Annotated in this window: 13 protein-coding genes; 6 read left to right on the forward strand and 7 right to left on the reverse strand. The window is 71.9% G+C overall.

What is annotated here, in order from left to right; all coding sequences use genetic code 11:
• Positions 1-25: 25 nt before the first annotated feature.
• Positions 26-1,453, forward strand: a complete 1,428-nt coding sequence (locus HNR21_RS28680; RefSeq protein ID WP_312881375.1) for an LVIVD repeat-containing protein — start codon at positions 26-28, stop codon at positions 1,451-1,453.
• A 188-nt stretch (positions 1,454-1,641) separates the two neighbouring features.
• Entirely contained in the window at positions 1,642-3,078 is a 1,437-nt protein-coding gene (locus HNR21_RS28685) for an LVIVD repeat-containing protein (RefSeq protein WP_312881376.1), read from the forward strand.
• Between the two features lie 84 nt (positions 3,079-3,162).
• On the opposite strand, the gene sigJ is transcribed toward HNR21_RS28685, so the two are convergent.
• The 7 genes from sigJ to ppdK form a co-directional block, all read right to left on the reverse strand.
• The gene (gene sigJ, locus HNR21_RS28690; RefSeq protein ID WP_182707634.1) at positions 3,163-4,089 is read right to left on the reverse strand and encodes an RNA polymerase sigma factor SigJ; all 927 of its coding nucleotides are present in this window, start codon (positions 4,087-4,089) and stop codon (positions 3,163-3,165) included.
• Positions 4,082-4,531 carry a GtrA family protein gene (locus HNR21_RS28695; protein WP_182707635.1) on the reverse strand — a complete coding sequence of 150 codons (450 nt, stop codon included), beginning with the start codon at positions 4,529-4,531 and terminating at the stop codon, positions 4,082-4,084. The genes sigJ and HNR21_RS28695 overlap by 8 nt, the downstream gene beginning before the upstream one ends.
• Before the next feature lie 57 nt (positions 4,532-4,588).
• On the reverse strand, positions 4,589-5,779 hold the full coding sequence (locus HNR21_RS28700) for an MFS transporter (RefSeq protein ID WP_182707636.1): 1,191 nt from the start codon (positions 5,777-5,779) through the stop codon (positions 4,589-4,591).
• 46 nt (positions 5,780-5,825) lie between these two features.
• The gene (locus tag HNR21_RS28705; protein WP_182707637.1) at positions 5,826-6,884 is read right to left on the reverse strand and encodes an outer membrane protein assembly factor BamB family protein; all 1,059 of its coding nucleotides are present in this window, start codon (positions 6,882-6,884) and stop codon (positions 5,826-5,828) included.
• Between the two features lie 146 nt (positions 6,885-7,030).
• On the reverse strand, positions 7,031-8,278 hold the full coding sequence (locus tag HNR21_RS28710; RefSeq protein WP_182707638.1) for a deoxyguanosinetriphosphate triphosphohydrolase: 1,248 nt from the start codon (positions 8,276-8,278) through the stop codon (positions 7,031-7,033).
• Positions 8,279-8,405: 127 nt separating this feature from the next.
• Positions 8,406-9,143 carry a YdcF family protein gene (locus tag HNR21_RS28715; protein ID WP_182707639.1) on the reverse strand — a complete coding sequence of 246 codons (738 nt, stop codon included), beginning with the start codon at positions 9,141-9,143 and terminating at the stop codon, positions 8,406-8,408.
• Between the two features lie 213 nt (positions 9,144-9,356).
• On the reverse strand, positions 9,357-12,059 hold the full coding sequence (gene ppdK / locus HNR21_RS28720; protein ID WP_182707640.1) for a pyruvate, phosphate dikinase: 2,703 nt from the start codon (positions 12,057-12,059) through the stop codon (positions 9,357-9,359).
• A 236-nt stretch (positions 12,060-12,295) separates the two neighbouring features.
• On the opposite strand from ppdK, the gene HNR21_RS28725 reads away from it, so the two are divergent.
• The 4 genes from HNR21_RS28725 to HNR21_RS28740 all read left to right on the forward strand — a co-directional run bounded on the left by HNR21_RS28725 (position 12,296) and on the right by HNR21_RS28740 (position 16,809).
• Positions 12,296-14,176 carry a glycoside hydrolase family 15 protein gene (locus tag HNR21_RS28725; RefSeq protein ID WP_119729490.1) on the forward strand — a complete coding sequence of 627 codons (1,881 nt, stop codon included), beginning with the start codon at positions 12,296-12,298 and terminating at the stop codon, positions 14,174-14,176.
• A 153-nt stretch (positions 14,177-14,329) separates the two neighbouring features.
• Positions 14,330-15,424, forward strand: coding sequence for a DUF4190 domain-containing protein (locus tag HNR21_RS28730; protein ID WP_182707641.1), 1,095 nt, complete (start codon positions 14,330-14,332; stop codon positions 15,422-15,424).
• Positions 15,421-16,266 (forward strand): septum formation family protein, encoded by an 846-nt coding sequence (locus tag HNR21_RS28735; protein WP_182707642.1) that lies wholly within the window; start codon positions 15,421-15,423, stop codon positions 16,264-16,266. The genes HNR21_RS28730 and HNR21_RS28735 overlap by 4 nt, the downstream gene beginning before the upstream one ends.
• Before the next feature lie 222 nt (positions 16,267-16,488).
• Positions 16,489-16,809: a hypothetical protein gene (locus HNR21_RS28740; RefSeq protein ID WP_182707643.1), complete on the forward strand. Its 321-nt coding sequence runs from the start codon at positions 16,489-16,491 to the stop codon at positions 16,807-16,809.
• The last annotated feature ends 51 nt before the right edge of the window (positions 16,810-16,860 follow it).

Here is a 16,860-nt window from a genome sequence, read left to right on the forward strand (position 1 = left end):
GAATCTCACCAAAGGAGCACGCAACGTGGCTTCTGCTCACAGACGGGGATCCGCGCGACGGATCGCCCTCGGCGCGCTGGGCGGCCTCGCGCTCGCCCTGTCGGGCGTGGCGGCCGTCCCGGCCTCCTCGGCCGACGTGCCCGGGGTCGACGAGATCGTCAAGACTCCCAACATGAAGCACCTGGCGAACGTTCCCAAGCAGGGGGACTTCGCCGCCGAGGCCGCCCTCGGCACCGACCTGGCGTTCAAGGACAACTACGCGATCGCGGGCAACTACAACGGGTTCGTCGTCTACGACATCAGCAAGCCCGCCCAGCCCAGGATCGTCAGCCAGGTCAGCTGCGTCGGCGCCCAGAACGACGTGTCCATCGCGGGGAACCTGCTGTTCCTGTCCACCGACTCCTCGCGCAGCGACGACTCCTGCCAGAGCACCTCCAAGCCGGTCACCGACAAGACCGCCTGGGAGGGCATCAAGATCTTCGACATCAGCGACGTGCGCAACCCGCGCTACGTCAAGTCGGTGGAGACCGACTGCGGGTCGCACACCCACACGCTGGTGCCGGGCAAGGGCAGGGACCGGGGTTCGGTCTACGTGTACGTGTCGTCCTACCTGCTGGGCCAGAGCTCGGTGGGTCCGGACTGCCAGTACGAGTTCGACCAGATCTCCATCATCAAGGTTCCGCTGAAGGCCCCGACCGAGGCCAAGGTCGTGGCCGAGCCGGTGCTGTTCCCCGACGGCGGCAACCCGGGCGGCGGTGACACCTCCTACCCGACCACCGGCTGCCACGACATCACCGTGTACCCGGAGAAGGACCTGGCCGCGGGCGCCTGCATGGGCGACGGCGTGCTGATGAACATCTCCAACCCGGTGGCGCCGAAGGTCCTCCACGTCGTCCGCGACATCGAGAACTTCGCGTTCTGGCACTCGGCCACCTTCAACAACTCGGCCACCAAGGTCGTGTTCACCGACGAGCTGGGCGGCGGCGGCGCGGCCACCTGCAACCCGACCGTCGGCCCGAAGAAGGGCGCGAACGCGATCTACGACATCGTCGGCAAGGGCGACAAGCGCAAGCTGGTCTTCCGCAGCTACTACAAGATCCCGCGGGCGAACGCCGACACCGAGAACTGCGTGGCCCACAACGGCTCGCTGATCCCCGTCAAGGGCAAGGACATCATGGTCCAGGCCTGGTACCAGGGCGGCATCTCGGTGTGGGACTTCACCGACTCCCGCAACCCCAAGGAGATCGGCTGGTTCGAGCGCGGCCCGCTGTCCAACGAGCGCATGATCATCGGCGGCCCGTGGTCGTCCTACTACTACAACGGCCACATCTACTCCAGTGACATCCAGAAGGGCCTGGACGTCCTGCGCATCGACGACAGGCGCACCGACAAGGCCGAGCGGGTGGAGCTGGACATCCTCAACGTGCAGACCCAGCCGGACTACTTCGACTGATCTGACACGACGCGACACCTGATCGACCGATCGGCGCAGGGGCCTCCGCGGACGCGGGGGCCCCTGTGGCGTCGGGGCCGGGTCTCGGTGCGCTCACGAAACGATTCGGGCCTTTCCAACCCCCATGTCGCGAGTGATACTCCTCATGATCACCGCCCCCCGCGGGGAGACACACTAAGGAGCAGCCAGTGGCGTCTGTCCTCACCAAGAGAACGGCGCGCGGCGCACTGTTCGGATCGCTCACCGCCCTCGTGCTGACGCTGTCGGGGCTCGGCGCCCCCGCCGCGTCCTCGGCCGACATCCCCGGCAAGGACGAGATCGCGATGAGCCCGAACATGCGCCTGGTGACGAACGTCCCCAAGCAGGGACCGTTCGCCGCCGCCAGCGCCTACAACTCCGACCTCGCATTCCAGGGCCGGTACGCGTTCGCCGGCAACTACGAGGGCTTCGTCGTCTACGACATCAGCAGGCCCGAGCAGCCGGAGATCGTCAGCCAGGTGCACTGCCCCGGCTCGCAGAACGACGTGTCGGTCGCGGGGAACCTGCTGTTCCTGTCCACCGACTCCTCGCGCAGCGACGACTCCTGCCAGAGCACCTCCAAGCCGGTCACCGACCCGACCGCCTGGGAGGGCATCAAGATCTTCGACATCAGCGACGTGCGCAACCCGCGCTACGTCAAGTCGATCGAGACCGAGTGCGGCTCGCACACCCACACCCTGCTGCCCGGCAGGCGCGGCGAGATGTACGTCTACGTCTCCTCCTACCTGCCGGCCGTCCCCTCCACCGGCACGGGTCCGGACTGCCGGGAGCCGCACGACAAGATCTCGGTGATCAAGGTCCCGCTGAAGCGGCCGCAGGCCGCCGCGGTGGTGGCCGAGCCGGTGCTGTTCCCCGACGGCGGCAACCCCGGTGACGGGCTGCCCTACCCCGAGGTCACCCGGGCCACCAGCGGCTGCCACGACCTGACCACCTACCCGGACAAGGACCTGATGGCCGGGGCGTGCATGGGCGACGGCGTGCTGTTCGACGTGTCGGACCCCGAGGAGCCGAGGATCGTGGACATCGTCCGCGACGACGAGAACTTCTCGTTCTGGCACTCGGCCACCTTCAACAACGACGCCGACAAGATCGTGTTCACCGACGAGCTGGGCGGCGGCGGCACCGCCACCTGCAACGCCACGATCGGCCCGAACAAGGGCGCCGACGCCATCTACGACATCGTCGGCAAGGGCCGCAAGGCCAAGCTGGTCTTCCGCAGCTACTACAAGATCCCGCGGGCGAACGCCGACACCGAGAACTGCGTGGCCCACAACGGCTCGCTGATCCCCGTCAAGGGCAAGGACATCATGGTCCAGGCCTGGTACCAGGGCGGCATCTCGGTGTGGGACTTCACCGACTCCCGCAACCCCAAGGAGATCGGCTGGTTCGAGCGCGGCCCGTTCGGCGACACGCTCAGCCCGCTCGGCGGATCGTGGTCGGCGTACTACTACAACGGCTACATCTACTCCAACGACATCCAGAAGGGCCTGGACGTCCTCAAGATCGAGGACAGGCGCACCGACAAGGCCGAGAAGATCCGGATGGACGAGCTGAACGTCCACATGCAGCCGGACTACTTCGACTGAGCCCGGGCCGGTCCGGGGGCGTCCCCCGGACCGGCGAGGAGCCGTGTCAGACGGTCCTCGCTTCGCCGCGGTCGTCTGACACGGTCACCCGTTCCCCGGGCCGAGACCCGTCGCGCCCCGGCCGCCGTCCCCCGGCGGCCGGGGCGCTCGGCGTACGCCCCGCAGCTTGGCCGGATTGAGGACCCGGTGGTAGGCGACGATCCGGCCGCCGGAGATCTCGGCGGTGTCGACGGCGGCGAGCACGCCGTCCCGGTACAGCAGCAGGCCGGGGACGCCGTTGATCTCGGCCGGCACGGGGCGCGCCCGCAGGGTGCGCCGCCCCACCCGCGTCATCACCTCGGCGATCCGCAGGCCGCCGCGGATCGGCCTGCGGGCGGCGAACACCTGCCCGCCGCCGTCGGTGAGATAGACCGCGTCCGGGTCCAGCAGTTCCGCCAGCGCCGCGGTGTCCCCCCTGACGTAGGCGTCGCGGAACGCCGCCATCACCCGTTCGCGCTCGGCCCTGGTGGCGCGCGGGCCGTCCTGGTCGCGGCGGGCGGCGATGCGGCGGCGGGCCCGCGACACCAGTTGCCGGCAGGCCGCCGGGGAACGGTCCAGGACCTCGGCGATCCGCTCGTAGGGCACCTCGAAGGCGTGGTGCAGCACGAACGCCACCCGTTCCGGCGTCGACAGCTCCTCCAGCACCAGCAGCATCGCGGTGCTCACGGTGTCGTCCAGCAGCACCGGCTCGGCGGCGTCCGGTCCGGTCAGCAGCGGCTCGGGCAGCCAGGGGCCGACGTAGCCCTCCCGCCGGGCGCGGGCCGAGGTCGCCATGTCGTAGGCCCGCCGCGCCGCCACGGTGACCAGCCAGGCGCGCAGGTCCCGCACCCGGTCCAGGTCCGCGTCCGCGGCGCGCAGCCACACGTCCTGGACCACGTCCTCGGCGTCGGCGACGCCGCCGAGGATCCGGTAGGCCGCGCCGAACACCGCGGGACGGTGCCGCTCCCACTCCTCGGCGAGCCGGTCAGGCACGGGCGGTGCGCCGGAAGACCCACTTCTTGTACGACCAGTAGCGCCAGGCCGAGGCCAGGCCCAGGCCGGTCAGCAGGGCGACGTTGTAGGACAGCGCGTCGTGCAGCCCCAGCGTGTAGTGGGTGAACGCGGTGCACAGCGCCTGGATCAGGATCCCGACCCCGTTGAGGCCGAAGAACAGCGCCACCTCGCGCCCGGAGCCGTCGGTGTGCCGGTGCCGGAACGTCCAGTGCCGGTTGGCCAGGTAGGAGAACAGGGTGGACAGCATCGTGGGGATGAGCACGGTGGTGACCGGGCCGACGAACAGCAGGACGCGCATCAAGTTGGCCCCGCCGATCGAGATCACGGTGCCGATGGTGCCGACGGTGCCGAACCGCAGCAGCTCGCGCACGGGATGCGGGCGCGAAGCCACCGCCGGCCGGGACCGCTGCAAGGTGCTCACTCCGCCAGACCATACCGGAGCAGGCGATATGGCATGACCCCTACCACCGAACTGTGATCAGCGCCGGGCGGTCCGCGCGGCCCCGGCCAGCGCGGTGATCAGCAGCGCCAGCGCCACCGGGACGGCCAGCGCCCAGGTCAGGCCGACGCCCTGGGCCACGAACCCGATGAGGGGAGGCCCGGCCAGGAAGCCGGTGTATCCGATCGAGGTGACCCAGGAGATGCCGGTGGCGGCGGGGACCCCGGGCAGGTTGCCGGCCGCGCCGAAGGTCACCGGGGCCACCACCGCGACGCCCAGCCCGTACAGTGTGAATCCGATCACCGACATCACCGGATCGCCGCTGAGCAGCCCGGCGCCCAGCGCCGCCGCGGCGAGCAGTCCCCCGGTGCGCAGCACCCGCACCGGGCCGACCGCGGCGATGACCCGGTCCCCGGCGAGCCGCGCCGCCGCCATCGCCACCGCGCAGCCCGCATAGCCCAGCCCGGCGAAGCCCGCCCCGGTGCCGAGCGTCTCCCGCAGGTAGACGGCGGTCCAGTCGGCCATCGCGCCCTCGCCGAGGAACGAGCACAGCCCGATCACGCCCAGCAGGAGCAGCGACCACCGGGCCGACCGCAGCGCGCCGCCGTCGCGTCCGCCCTCGCCCTCGTCCGCGTCGTCGGCGAAGGCCTGCCTCTCCGCGGCCCCGTCCAGCAGCCCGCGGGTGCACAGCAGGGCGGCCAGGGCCAGCGCCGCTCCGGCCCCGCCGAGGTGGACCGGCACCGGCACGTGCAGGTGCGCCGCCCAGGATCCGGTGAGCGCCCCGCAGAGCGCGCCGATGCTCCAGGCCCCGTGCATCCCCGACATCAGCGGGCGGCCCTCCCGCCGCTCCACCGCCACGGCCTGGGCGTTCATCGCCACGTCCAGCACGCCGAGCGCCAGTCCCAGCACCGCCAGGGCGGCGGTCAGCGCGCCGAGGTTCCCCGCCAGGCCCAGCGGCACCAGCGCGAGCGCCGCCGCCACCCCGGACGCCCGGGTGGCCGGCCCGCTCCCCCAGCGCGCCGCGATCCGGCCGGTGAAGCGGACCGCGATCACCACCCCGACCGGGCTGCCCAGCAGCGCCAGCCCGAGCGCCCCCTCGGTCAGTCCCAGCTCCGCCTTGATCTGCGGGATCCGGGCCACCCAGGCCGCGCTGACCAGGCCGTGCACGCAGAACGTCGTCCGGACCGCGGCGCGGGCGGTCCACCGCCGACCGATCGCGTCGCTCACCATCCGGCCGAATCTACCGGCCGGTTGTCCGTCATGAACGTTTCGCCGGTCACAGGGCCGAGGAGGGGTAGGCCGCCCCGGTGCGGGGGTCGATCTGGTAGACGCGGCGGTGACCGCCGACCACCAGCCGCCCGTGCACCGCCACCAGCGGGGGCGGGCCGGAGGCGGGGGGCCGCTGCACGTCCTTGACGACCCATTCGCGGCGGCCGGTGACCGCGTCGAACGCCTCGATCAGCTGCCCGGCGGTGCCCGCGCAGACCAGCCCGCCGATCATGACGGGCGGCGAGCAGCGGGTCTGCTCGGTGCACCGGAACCGGGTGGCCAGCCCGGACTCGCCCGCCAGGTACGTCAGCAGCCCCGGCTCGGTGACGCAGACCCCGCCCGGCACCAGGGCGGCCGGGGGGTCGCCCTCGTCGGGCCGTCCCTCCCCCGGGTCGTAGCCGGCCGGCTGCTGCCACAGCTCCCGGCCGGTGCGGGTGTCGACGGCGGCCACGAACCCCAGCGGCGGCGGGTCGTGCGGCAGCCCGGCCACCAGCAGCGTCCCGCCGGCCAGCCCGAGCGGCTCGATCCCGCCGCCGCGTTCGGGCCAGTCGGGGTGCCACTGGTCCGGCTCGATCCGCCAGCGCTCCCGGCCGTTGCGGGCGCGCAGCGCCAGCAGCGCCCCGTCGGCGCAGCCCACGTAGATCAGGTCGCCGTCGCAGGCGGGCGCCGACAGCTTCGGGTCGGCCTCCATCCGCCACTTCTCCGCCCCGTTGCGGGCGTTCAGCACGTGCAGGGTGCGGCCCCAGCGGGGGCTGTCGCCGATCACGCAGACCCGGCCGCCGCCGACCGCCGGGCGCACCGGGATCGCGCCGCGGAACCGCCAGTGCTCCTCGCCGGTCCGCGCGTCGACCGCCCGCACGTGCCCGCCGCCGGTGGCGTAGACGACGCCCTCGGCGGCCCGGAACGGCCCCGGGGTGCCGGTGTCGATGCGCCACAGCTCGGCGCCGGTCGCCGCGTCGAACGCGTAGATCTGGGGTCCGCACCCGGCGAAGACCGTCCCGTCCGCCGCCGCCAACCGGATGACGGTGCCGTCGACCTCGGCCCGCCACGCCACCGGATCCGTCACCTCAGTCCTCGCAGTCCTCGCAACCACAGAGCGTGCACCAGGGTGCGCCACAGGGTAGAGCCCTCTCCCGCCTTTTGGGTAGGTACCTGCGGATTCCGCACCCGGCCGTCCGGCCTCGCAGGTCCGCGGGCCCCGGGCCGGCGGGCTCAGGCGGCGGCGCGCAGCCTGTGGTGCAGGGCGATCGCGGAGGTGTCGGTCAGCGAGGCGATCTGGTCGACGATCACCCGCCACCGGGCGGCGTCGCCCGCGGCCTCCCGCCAGGCCGCCCGGAACGGGACCTCCAGGGTGGCGGGGGCGCCGGCGGCCACCAGCTCGGCCAGCTCCATGATCAGTTCCCGCTGGCGGGCCCGCACGGCCCGGTGGCTGATCCACACGTAGTGCGCGGTGACCCCCTTGAGCAGCGCGCACTCCAGCCGCTGCCGCCGGGGGACGATCAGGTCGGCGGCGTAGCGGGTGAGCCGGCCCGGACCGTACCGGGCGCGGGTGGCCTGCTCGGCGGCCAGGCAGAACCGGCCGATCAGGGTGCTGGTGAGGTTCTTCAGCGCGGCCAGCGTGCGCGGGGTGCCGTCGTAGCGGTCCGGCCAGTACGGCTCGGCCATCAGCTCGGCGAACACCTCCTCCAGCTCGGCCAGGTCGGCGTCGGGGCAGTACAGCCGCCGGGCGGTCCGGGCGACGGCGCGCCGCTCGGTGGGGTCGGCCAGCCGGGCGAAGTCCACGTGCCCGGCCACCAGCGCGTCCTCCAGGTCGTGCACCGAGTAGGCGACGTCGTCGGACCAGTCCATGACCTGGGCCTCCAGGCACAGCCGGCGTTCGGGGGCGCCCTGGCGGACCCAGGCGGCCACGTCGGCGTCCTCCTCGTAGATGCCGTACGGCCCGCCGGACCCGCCGCGCGGCAGGTCCACCGGCTGGGCGGCCTTGCGCCACGGGTACTTCATCACCGCGTCCAGCGAGGCGCGGGTCAGGTTGAGGCCGACGCTGCGGCCGCCGGGCGCGAACGACTTGGGCTCCAGCCGGGTGAGGATCCGCAGGCTCTGCGCGTTGCCCTCGAACCCGCCGCAGGGGCGGGCGACGACGTCCAGCGCCGACTCGCCGTTGTGCCCGAACGGCGGGTGGCCGATGTCGTGCGACAGGCAGGCGGTCTCCACCAGGTCGGGGTCGCAGCCCAGCGACTTGCCCAGTTCCCGGCCGACCTGGGCGCACTCCAGCGAGTGGGTCAGCCGGGTGCGCAGGAAGTCGTCGGTGCCGGGGGCCGCCACCTGGGTCTTGGCGGCCAGCCGGCGCAGCGCGGCGCTGTGCAGCACCCGCGCCCTGTCCCGCTCGAAGGCGGTGCGGTCACGGCGCTTGGGCGGTTCCGGCGCCCATCGCGCCCGGTCGAAGTCGGTGTAGTCGCTCATAGGGTCCTGTCCATCCCGGGGAACGACTCATACCCACCGAACGGGGTGAGCCGACCCTCATCTGCGTGGAATCGGCGGGGCCGGCCAGGGTAGGCCCGGCCTGTGACATCGCGGTCAACGCGGCGTGTCAGCCCGGTGTGTTCGAGGGGCGCAGTTCCGCCGGGGACCGCACGCTGCGGCCGAACAGCACGTACGACAGGTAGCCGCCGGTCTCGCGGACGATGTAGTTGATCTGGGTGTCGCGGGTCTGCACGCTGGGGCCGCTGCGGGTCGGCGAGGCCGCGGCCGCCAGGCCCTGGTCGGCGGCCATCTTCTTGGACCGCAGGCTGTGCCACGGGTCGGTGACGATCACCACCGAGTCCCAGCCGAGCCGCCGGAACCGCCGGCCCACCGCGCGCATGCTCTCCAGCGTGTCGGCGCCGGTGGGCACGGCCACGACGCGGTTCGCCGGGACCCCGCGTTCGTTGATCAGCCACCGGCGGCCGGCCTCGGCCTCGGTGTAGTTGTCGCCGGGCATCTTGCCGCCCACGGTGACGATCGCCGGGGCGACGCCCTCCCGGTAGAGCCGGACGGCGTGCTCCAGCCGCCAGCGCAGGGTGGGTGAGGGAACGCCGTTGTACTGCGCGGCGCCCAGCACCAGGATGGCGTCCGACCTGGGCCGTTCGTCCTGGCGGGCCTGGTGCCACACCCGGGCGCCCACGCCGAGGGGGGTGAGCACCGCGATCGCCAGCAGGCCGGCCAGGATCGCGGTGGGCCAGAACAGCCAGGGCCGTCGCGGCCGTCGTGCGGGGGCCTCCTCGGCCGGGGCGTCCTGCGGCTCGTCGGCGTCGGGCTCGGCGCCGGGCAGTTCACGTTCCAACGTCATCGGGCTGACCACATTAGTTGGATGGTCGGCGCAACGTGCCTGGTTCAGCCCGTTTTCCGCCGTTCGGGGAACGGGGACCGCCCGCTTGCGGAGGGGGCGCACGAGACCGCTCGTTCCTCGCGATCTGCCTGTGGGGGACGACCCCCTACACCCCCGAGGGGCGCACAAGATCACTCGTTCCTCGCGATCTGGTGCGCCCCCTCCCGTCCGTCGTCAGCGGCTGTCGGAGCCCTCCCCCGCGATCGCCGCGCGGCCGGCCTCCAGCCGGGCCACCGGGATCCGGAACGGCGAGCAGGACACGTAGTCCAGGCCGACCTCGTGGCAGAAGTGCACCGAGTCGGGGTCGCCGCCGTGCTCGCCGCAGATGCCCAGCTTGATGTCCGGGCGGGTGCGGCGGCCCTCCTCGGCGGCGATGCGGATCAGCCGGCCCACGCCGTCGCGGTCCAGCGTCTCGAACGGCGACACCCCGAAGATCCCCAGCTCCAGGTACCGGCCGAAGAACGCCGCCTCCACGTCGTCGCGGGAGAAGCCCCAGGTGGTCTGGGTGAGGTCGTTGGTGCCGAAGGAGAAGAACTCCGCGGCCTCGGCGATCTGCCCGGCGGTCAGCGCGGCCCGGGGCAGCTCGATCATGGTGCCGATCATGGCGGGCACGTCCACCCCGGTGGCCGCGGCGACCTCGGCCAGGATGCCGCGGGCCTCCTCGCGGACGGCCTCCAGCTCCTGCACCGCGCCGACCAACGGGATCATGATCTCCGGCCGGGGGTCCCCGCCGGCCCTGCGGCGCTCGGCGGCGGCCTCGGCGATCGCCCGCACCTGCATGGCGAAAAGTCCCGGAATCACCAAACCGAGCCGCACTCCGCGCAGCCCGAGCATAGGGTTCTGCTCGTGCAGCCGGCGCACCGCCTCCAGCAGGCGGACGTCCTTGGGATCGGCGTCCCGGCCGGCGGTGGCGACCTTGACCGACAGCTCGGTCAGATCGGGAAGGAACTCGTGCAGCGGGGGGTCGATCAGCCTGATGGTCACCGGCAGGCCGTCCATGGCCTCGAGGATCCCGGTGAAGTCCTGCCGCTGCAGGGGCTCCAGGGCGTCCAGCGCCGCCTGCCGTTCCTCGTCGGTCTCGGCCAGCACCAGGTTCTCCACCAGCCGGCGGCGGTCGCCGAGGAACATGTGCTCGGTGCGGCACAGCCCGATGCCCTGGGCGCCGAACCGGCGGGCCCGGGCGGCGTCCTCGGGGTTGTCGGCGTTGGCGCGCACCCGCAGCGCCCGCTTCTCGTCGGCGCAGGCCATGATCCGGTCCACGGCCCTGACCAGCTCGTCGCCGTCGGCGGCGGCCAGGTTCCCCTCGAAGTAGTCCACCACCGGGGAGTTCACCACCGGCACCTCGCCGAGGTAGACCGCCCCGGTGGAGCCGTCGATGGAGATCACGTCGCCCTCGCTGACGACCACGCCGCCGGGCGCGGTGAACTTCCCGGCCTTGACGTCCACCTCCAGTTCCTCGGCGCCGCACACGCAGGTCTTGCCCATGCCGCGGGCGACCACGGCGGCGTGCGAGGTCTTGCCGCCCCGGGAGGTGAGGATGCCGCGGGCGGCGACCATGCCGGCCAGGTCGTCGGGGTTGGTCTCGCGGCGCACCAGGATGACGTCCTCGCCCTCGCCGGCCAGCTCGACGGCCCGCTCGGAGGTGAACACCGCCTTGCCGACCGCGGCGCCGGGCGAGGCGTTCATGCCCTTGGTCAGCAGCGTGGAGTCGGCGGCGCGGGAGTCGTCGAAGCGCGGGAACATCAGCTGGGCGAGCTGGGCGCCGGTGACCCGGGTGACCGCCTCGTCCTGGGTGATCAGGCCCTGGTCGACGAGCTGGGTGGCGATGCAGAACGCGGCGGCGGCGGTGCGCTTGCCGACCCGGGTCTGCAGCATCCACAGCTTGCCGCGCTCGATGGTGAACTCGATGTCGCACAGGTCCCGGTAGTGGTTCTCCAGGGTCTCCATGATCGACAGGAGTTCGTCGTAGGACTTCTTGTCGATCCGCTCCAGCTCGGCCAGCGGGACGGTGTTGCGGATGCCGGCGACCACGTCCTCGCCCTGGGCGTTCTGCAGGTAGTCGCCGTAGACGCCCTGGCGGCCGGTGGCCGGGTCCCGGGTGAAGGCCACCCCGGTGCCGGAGTCCATGCCGAGGTTGCCGAAGACCATGGAGCACACGTTCACGGCCGTGCCGAGATCCGCGGGGATGCGCTCCTGCCGGCGGTACAGGATCGCCCGGGGGGCGTTCCAGGAGTCGAACACGGCCTTGACGGCCAGGTCCATCTGCTCGCGTGGATCGGTGGGGAACTCCCGGCCGGCGTGCTCGCGCACGATCCGCTTGTAGGTGCCGACCAGCTCCTGGAAGTCCGACGCGTCAAGTGCCAGGTCACTGTCGGTACCCTTGGAGCGCTTGAGGTCCTCCAGGGCGTCCTCGAACAGTTCGCCGTCGATGCCGAGCACGGTCTTGCCGAACATCTGGACGAGCCGCCGGTAGGAGTCCCAGGCGAACCGCTCGCCGGCGGCGTCCCCGCCGGCCACCGCGGCCAGTCCGCGGACCGACTCGTCGTTCAGTCCGATGTTGAGGACGGTCTCCATCATGCCGGGCATGCTGAACTTGGCCCCCGACCGCACGCTGACCAGCAGCGGGTCGTCGGGCTGCCCGAGGCGCTTGCCCATCTGCTTCTCGAGCGCGGCCAGGTGCTCGTCGATCTCGGCGGCCAGGCCCTCGGGGACGGTGCCGTGCGCCAGGTAGTGGCGGCAGGCCTCCGTCGTGATGGTGAACCCGGGAGGCACCGGAAGCCCGAGGTTGGTCATCTCGGCGAGATTGGCCCCTTTGCCCCCCAACAGGTCCTTGAGGTCCTTGTTGCCTTCGGTGAAGTCGTATACGTACTTCGGCACGAGGAGCTCCTTCACGCTCCGATTCCACGCTTGTGCGGGGACTGTACCCGCCATGTCGAACATCGTTCGGCACCCCTGCGCCGACTTAGCGTTTCCGCAGGTCAACCCGGTGTTAGTGGTCTATTCCAATCGGACATTCCAGACATCCGTCGCACACGGTCAACGGTGCACGAGGTGATCCCGAGCACCGTGCAAGGGAGGCAATGATGGAAACAGGAGGTGAGGCTGTGAGACCGATGGTCGCCGGAGGCAGGGCGGGAGAACCGTTCGCCCCCATCGCCGACTACGGTTTCCTCTCGGACTGCGAGACCACCGCGCTGGTGGCCCCGAGCGGGAACGTGGAGTGGATGTGCCTGCCGCGGATGGACTCGCCCAGCGTCTTCGGGTCGATCCTGGACCGTGACGCCGGGTACTTCCGGGTCGGCCCGGCGGGGGTGGAGGTTCCCGCGGCCCAGCGCTACATCCCGGGGACCATGGTGATGGAGACCACCTGGTGGACCCACGGCGGCTGGCTGGTGGTGACCGACGCGCTGCTCATGGGCCCCTGGCACCACGAGAACGAGCGCTCCAACACCCACCGCCGGGCGCCGACCGACTACGACGCCGACCACGTGCTGCTGCGCATGGTCCGCTGCGTGAACGGCCAGGTGCAGGTCCGGCTGGACTGCATGCCGGTGTTCGACTACGGCCGCAAGCCGGCCCGCTGGGAGCACACCGGGGAGGGCTACCACGAGGCGATGTGCCAGGGCAACGGCCTGCAACTGCGGCTGACCACCGACATGAACATCGGGTTCGAGGGGTCGCTGGCCACCGGTCGCACCCTGCTCAAGCAGGGCGAGTCCCGGTTCGTGGCGCTGTCGTGGAGCGAGCACCGGCCGCCGCAGACCTACGAGGAGGCGCACCAGCGGCTGGTCTGGACCGTGCACCACTGGCAGCACTGGCTGGAACGCGGCAAGTTCCCCGACCACCCGTGGCGCAGCCATCTGCAGCGCAGCGCGCTCACCCTCAAGGGCCTGACGTTCGCGCCCACCGGGGCGGTGGCGGCGGCGGCCACCACCTCGCTGCCGGAGACCCCGCAGGGCGAACGCAACTGGGACTACCGCTACACGTGGATCCGCGACTCCACGATGGCGCTGTGGGCGTTCTACACGCTCGGGTTCGACTGGGAGGCCAACGACTTCTTCTACTTCATCACCGACGTGGCCGAGGCGGCCGACGGGCAGTTGCAGATCATGTACGGGGTGGACGGCCGGGAGGAGCTGCCGGAGACCACGCTGGACCATCTGAGCGGGTACGACGGGGCGCGGCCGGTGCGGATCGGCAACGACGCCTACACCCAGGCGCAGCACGACGTGTGGGGGGCCATCATCGGCTCCATCTACCTGTTCGTGCGGCGCCGGGACCGGCTCGACGACCGGTTGTGGAAGATCATCGTCAAGCAGGTCGAGGAGGCGCTGGCCAACTGGCGCAACCCGGACTGCGGGATGTGGGAGGTGCGCGGCGAGCCGCAGCACTTCACCTCCTCCAAGGTGTTCTGCTGGGTGGCCGCCGACCGGGGCGCCCGGCTGGCCCGCATCCGCGGCAACTTCGAGCTGGCCGAGCGCTGGCAGCGGGCGGCCGACGAGATCCACGCCGACGTGCTGGCCAACGCGCTGGACGAGCGCGGGGTGTTCGTCGCCCACTACGGGGCCACCTCGCTGGACGCCTCGGTGCTGCTGATCCCGCTGCTGGGCTTTCTGCCCGCCGACGACAAGCGGGTGCGCGAGACGGTGCTGGCCATCGCCGACGAGCTGACCGAGGACGACCTGGTGCTGCGGTACCGGCCGGAGCAGACCGACGACGGGTTCTCCTCCGAGGAGGGCACCTTCACGATCTGCTCGTTCTGGCTGGTGAGCTCGCTGGTGATGATCGGTGAGCTGGACCGTGCCAAGCGGCTGTGCGAGAAGCTGCTGTCGTACGCCAGCCCGCTGCAGCTGTACGCCGAGGAGATCGACCCGCACACCGGCCGTCACCTGGGCAACTTCCCGCAGGCCTTCACCCATCTGGCGCTGATCAACGCGGTGATGCAGGTGATCCAGGCCGAGCGTCCCGAGGCCCCGCCGGGGGCCTTCGCCTGACGCATCTCCCGTCCGGGCCCCCCTCCCCGGACGGGAACGCGACCCGTCGCGGATCATGTGGGCCGGCCGGCACCGCCCACATGATCACCCTTTGGCAACGACCTGCGGCCCGACCGGGGGATTTGTCGCACTCGCCCCCTAAAGTCTGCCGCCATGACGACCCCTCGTGACGGCGACCCGGACGGCTGGGTCGCCCCGGGCGGCGACCCCCCGCCCGGACCCGCCGGGCCGCCGGAGCCCGGCGTCTGGCCGCCCCCGCCGCCCGGCGCGGCGGGCGCGCCCCTCCCCCCGCCGCCGGGACCGGCCGCCGCGCCGTGGCCCGCCGCCCCGCGGACCAACCGCCCCGCCGTGGTCGCGCTGGTCATCGGGCTGCTCGGGCTGGTCGTGCCGGCGCTGATCGTCGCGATCATCGCGCTGGTGCAGATCGCCCGGCGCGGCGAACGCGGCCGCGGATTCGCCCTCGGCGGCATCGCCGCCGCCGTGGTGTGGACCGTGCTGGGCACGATCGTGCTGATCGCTCTCCCCGAGCCGGAGGGCGACGCCGCCCTGGGAGCCATGCCCAAGGTCGGCCAGTGCTTCCATGTCAAGCAGAACGAGTACGGCGTGGAGACCGAGATCGCGCCCTGCGACCTGCCGCACGACGGCGAGATGGTCCAGCAGATCGAGCTCCCGGACGGGCCGTGGCCCGGCGACGCGGAACTCGAACGCCGCGTCATCGCCGAATGCGAGCGGCACCTGCGGCAGCGCTTCGGCACCGTGCGGCCGGTCGAGGAGGGAGAGCTGGAGATCACCACGCCCCGGTCCATGGCCTGGCGGCTCGGGAGGCGGACGGCGCACTGCGCGATCACCGCGCGCCCCGGCCTGACGCTGGACCGCCCGCTGCCCGCCAAGGACACCGGGGTCAGGGAATGGTGGGAGCTCAAGGTCGGCGACTGCTTCTCCGCCCCCGGTCACCCGCGGCCGAGCCGTACGGTGACGCTCACCGACTGCGCCAAGCCCCACACCGGGCAGGTGACCGCCTACCTCGAGCTGGGGGACGGCCTCTACCCGGGCCACGACGCCGTCCGGCGGCAGGCATGGGACCTCTGCAACGCCAAGCTGCCCAAGGCCGCCCGCACATCGCGCGAGCCGATCCAGCTGTGGCCGTGGCCCCCGAGCAAGAACCAGTGGAACTCCGGAGAACGCACCGTGCTCTGCTACGTCACCGGCGAGTACGGTGACCTGACCCGATCGGTGGTGACCTCATGACGTTCGGCGACGAGCGGACGGCCAACCTCGGATCGGTGATCGGCTTGCTGGCCGCCATCGCCGCCCTGCTCGCCGCCCTCGCCCTGGTCCCCAGGCTGTTCTTCCACAACGACCCGGCCGAACAGGGCGACGGCAGTGTCCACGGGTACATCCCCGAGGTCGGCCAGTGCTACAACGGGCGTCTGAGCGAGCAGGACATGATCCCCCAGATCACGTCCTGTGATGGACCGCACTACGGCGAGATCATCAAGAGGTTCGAGCTGGACGGCGGGACGTGGCCGGGGCAGGCGGAGATCTTCGCCCGCGCCAGGACCGAGTGCGAGAAGTACCTGCAGCAGCGGTTCGGGACCCTGACGCCGGTGGAGGAGGGCGTGCTGGAGACCTACACCCCGAGGGAGGAGGGATGGCTGACCGGGGACCGCACGGCGCACTGCGCGATCGTCGGAGCGGGCGACGGGCAACTGAGCCGGCCCCTGCCGGAGAAGGACATCGGCGTCCGGGAATGGATGGAACTCAAGGTCGGCGACTGCTTCTCCTCCGACCACCGGAAAGCGACGATCACAACGGTGCTCACCGACTGCTCCGAGCCGCACACCGGGCAGGTGACCGCCCTGCCCGAACTGGAGAACGGCCTGTACCCGGGTGACGACGTCGTCGAGCGGCTGGCCGGCGACGCCTGTGACGCCGCGACGCCCAAGAGGCTCCGCGAGTCCTCCGAGCTCATGCACTGGCGAAAGCCTCCGAGCAAGGAGTCGTGGAACGCCGGGGAACGCACCGTGATCTGCTACATCACCGCCGACGGCGGCGAGCTGAAGCGCTCGCTGGTGGACGCGAAGGACTGACCCCCGGCGGGACCGCCGGAAACCACGGGCGTGCGGGATTCCCGCACGCCCGTGGCGCGTCTGGTCCGGTGATCGGCGACAACGGCCGCCACACGTGACCGGCCTGCGCCGAGATCGCGAAGCTGAAGGCGCTTCCGCAGGGCATCACGGTCTATGCACCGGGCAACCCCGGTGGGGCTCTGCTCCCCCGGAACTGACGCACCGGCCCGGCAGGAGGGACCGATGAGACTGCTGATACTGCTCGCCGTGGTGCTGCTGATCGTCCTGGCCGTCATGCTCGTGGTGAACGCGTTCCGGCAGGACGGCGGCCGCGGGCGGGCCCTGGAGGCCGACGCCCGCTGGGAGACCTACACCTCCTCCGCCGACGGCGTCACCACGGTGGTCGTCCGGAAGGTGGCCCGGACTCCCCGGGGACCGGTGGAGTACGGGCGGCAGTCGATCGCGTCCATCCCCGACGACGACCCGGACTGGGAGACCAGGTACCACGAGGCGATGGCCCAGGCCCGCTCACGGGTGGCCGCCCTGCAGATCGAGGCGGAGTGACGAACGGGCGGGGCCCAAGCGGACCCCGCCCGTTCGTCGATGCTCCGGAGG

The sequence above is a fragment of the Thermomonospora cellulosilytica genome (assembly GCF_014138835.1).
GTDB lineage: Bacteria > Actinomycetota > Actinomycetes > Streptosporangiales > Streptosporangiaceae > Thermomonospora > Thermomonospora amylolytica.

What these genes read in the sequence shown, in the direction of transcription:
- HNR21_RS28730 (WP_182707641.1), top strand. Translation starts at nt 14,330, where the DNA reads ATGACGACCCCTCGTGACGGCGACCCGGACGGCTGGGTCGCCCCGGGC.
- HNR21_RS28710 (WP_182707638.1), bottom strand. Translation starts at nt 8,278, where the DNA reads ATGAGCGACTACACCGACTTCGACCGGGCGCGATGGGCGCCGGAACCG.
- HNR21_RS28715 (WP_182707639.1), bottom strand. Translation starts at nt 9,143, where the DNA reads ATGACGTTGGAACGTGAACTGCCCGGCGCCGAGCCCGACGCCGACGAG.
- HNR21_RS28725 (WP_119729490.1), top strand. Translation starts at nt 12,296, where the DNA reads ATGGTCGCCGGAGGCAGGGCGGGAGAACCGTTCGCCCCCATCGCCGAC.
- HNR21_RS28735 (WP_182707642.1), top strand. Translation starts at nt 15,421, where the DNA reads ATGACGTTCGGCGACGAGCGGACGGCCAACCTCGGATCGGTGATCGGC.
- HNR21_RS28740 (WP_182707643.1), top strand. Translation starts at nt 16,489, where the DNA reads ATGAGACTGCTGATACTGCTCGCCGTGGTGCTGCTGATCGTCCTGGCC.
- HNR21_RS28700 (WP_182707636.1), bottom strand. Translation starts at nt 5,779, where the DNA reads ATGGTGAGCGACGCGATCGGTCGGCGGTGGACCGCCCGCGCCGCGGTC.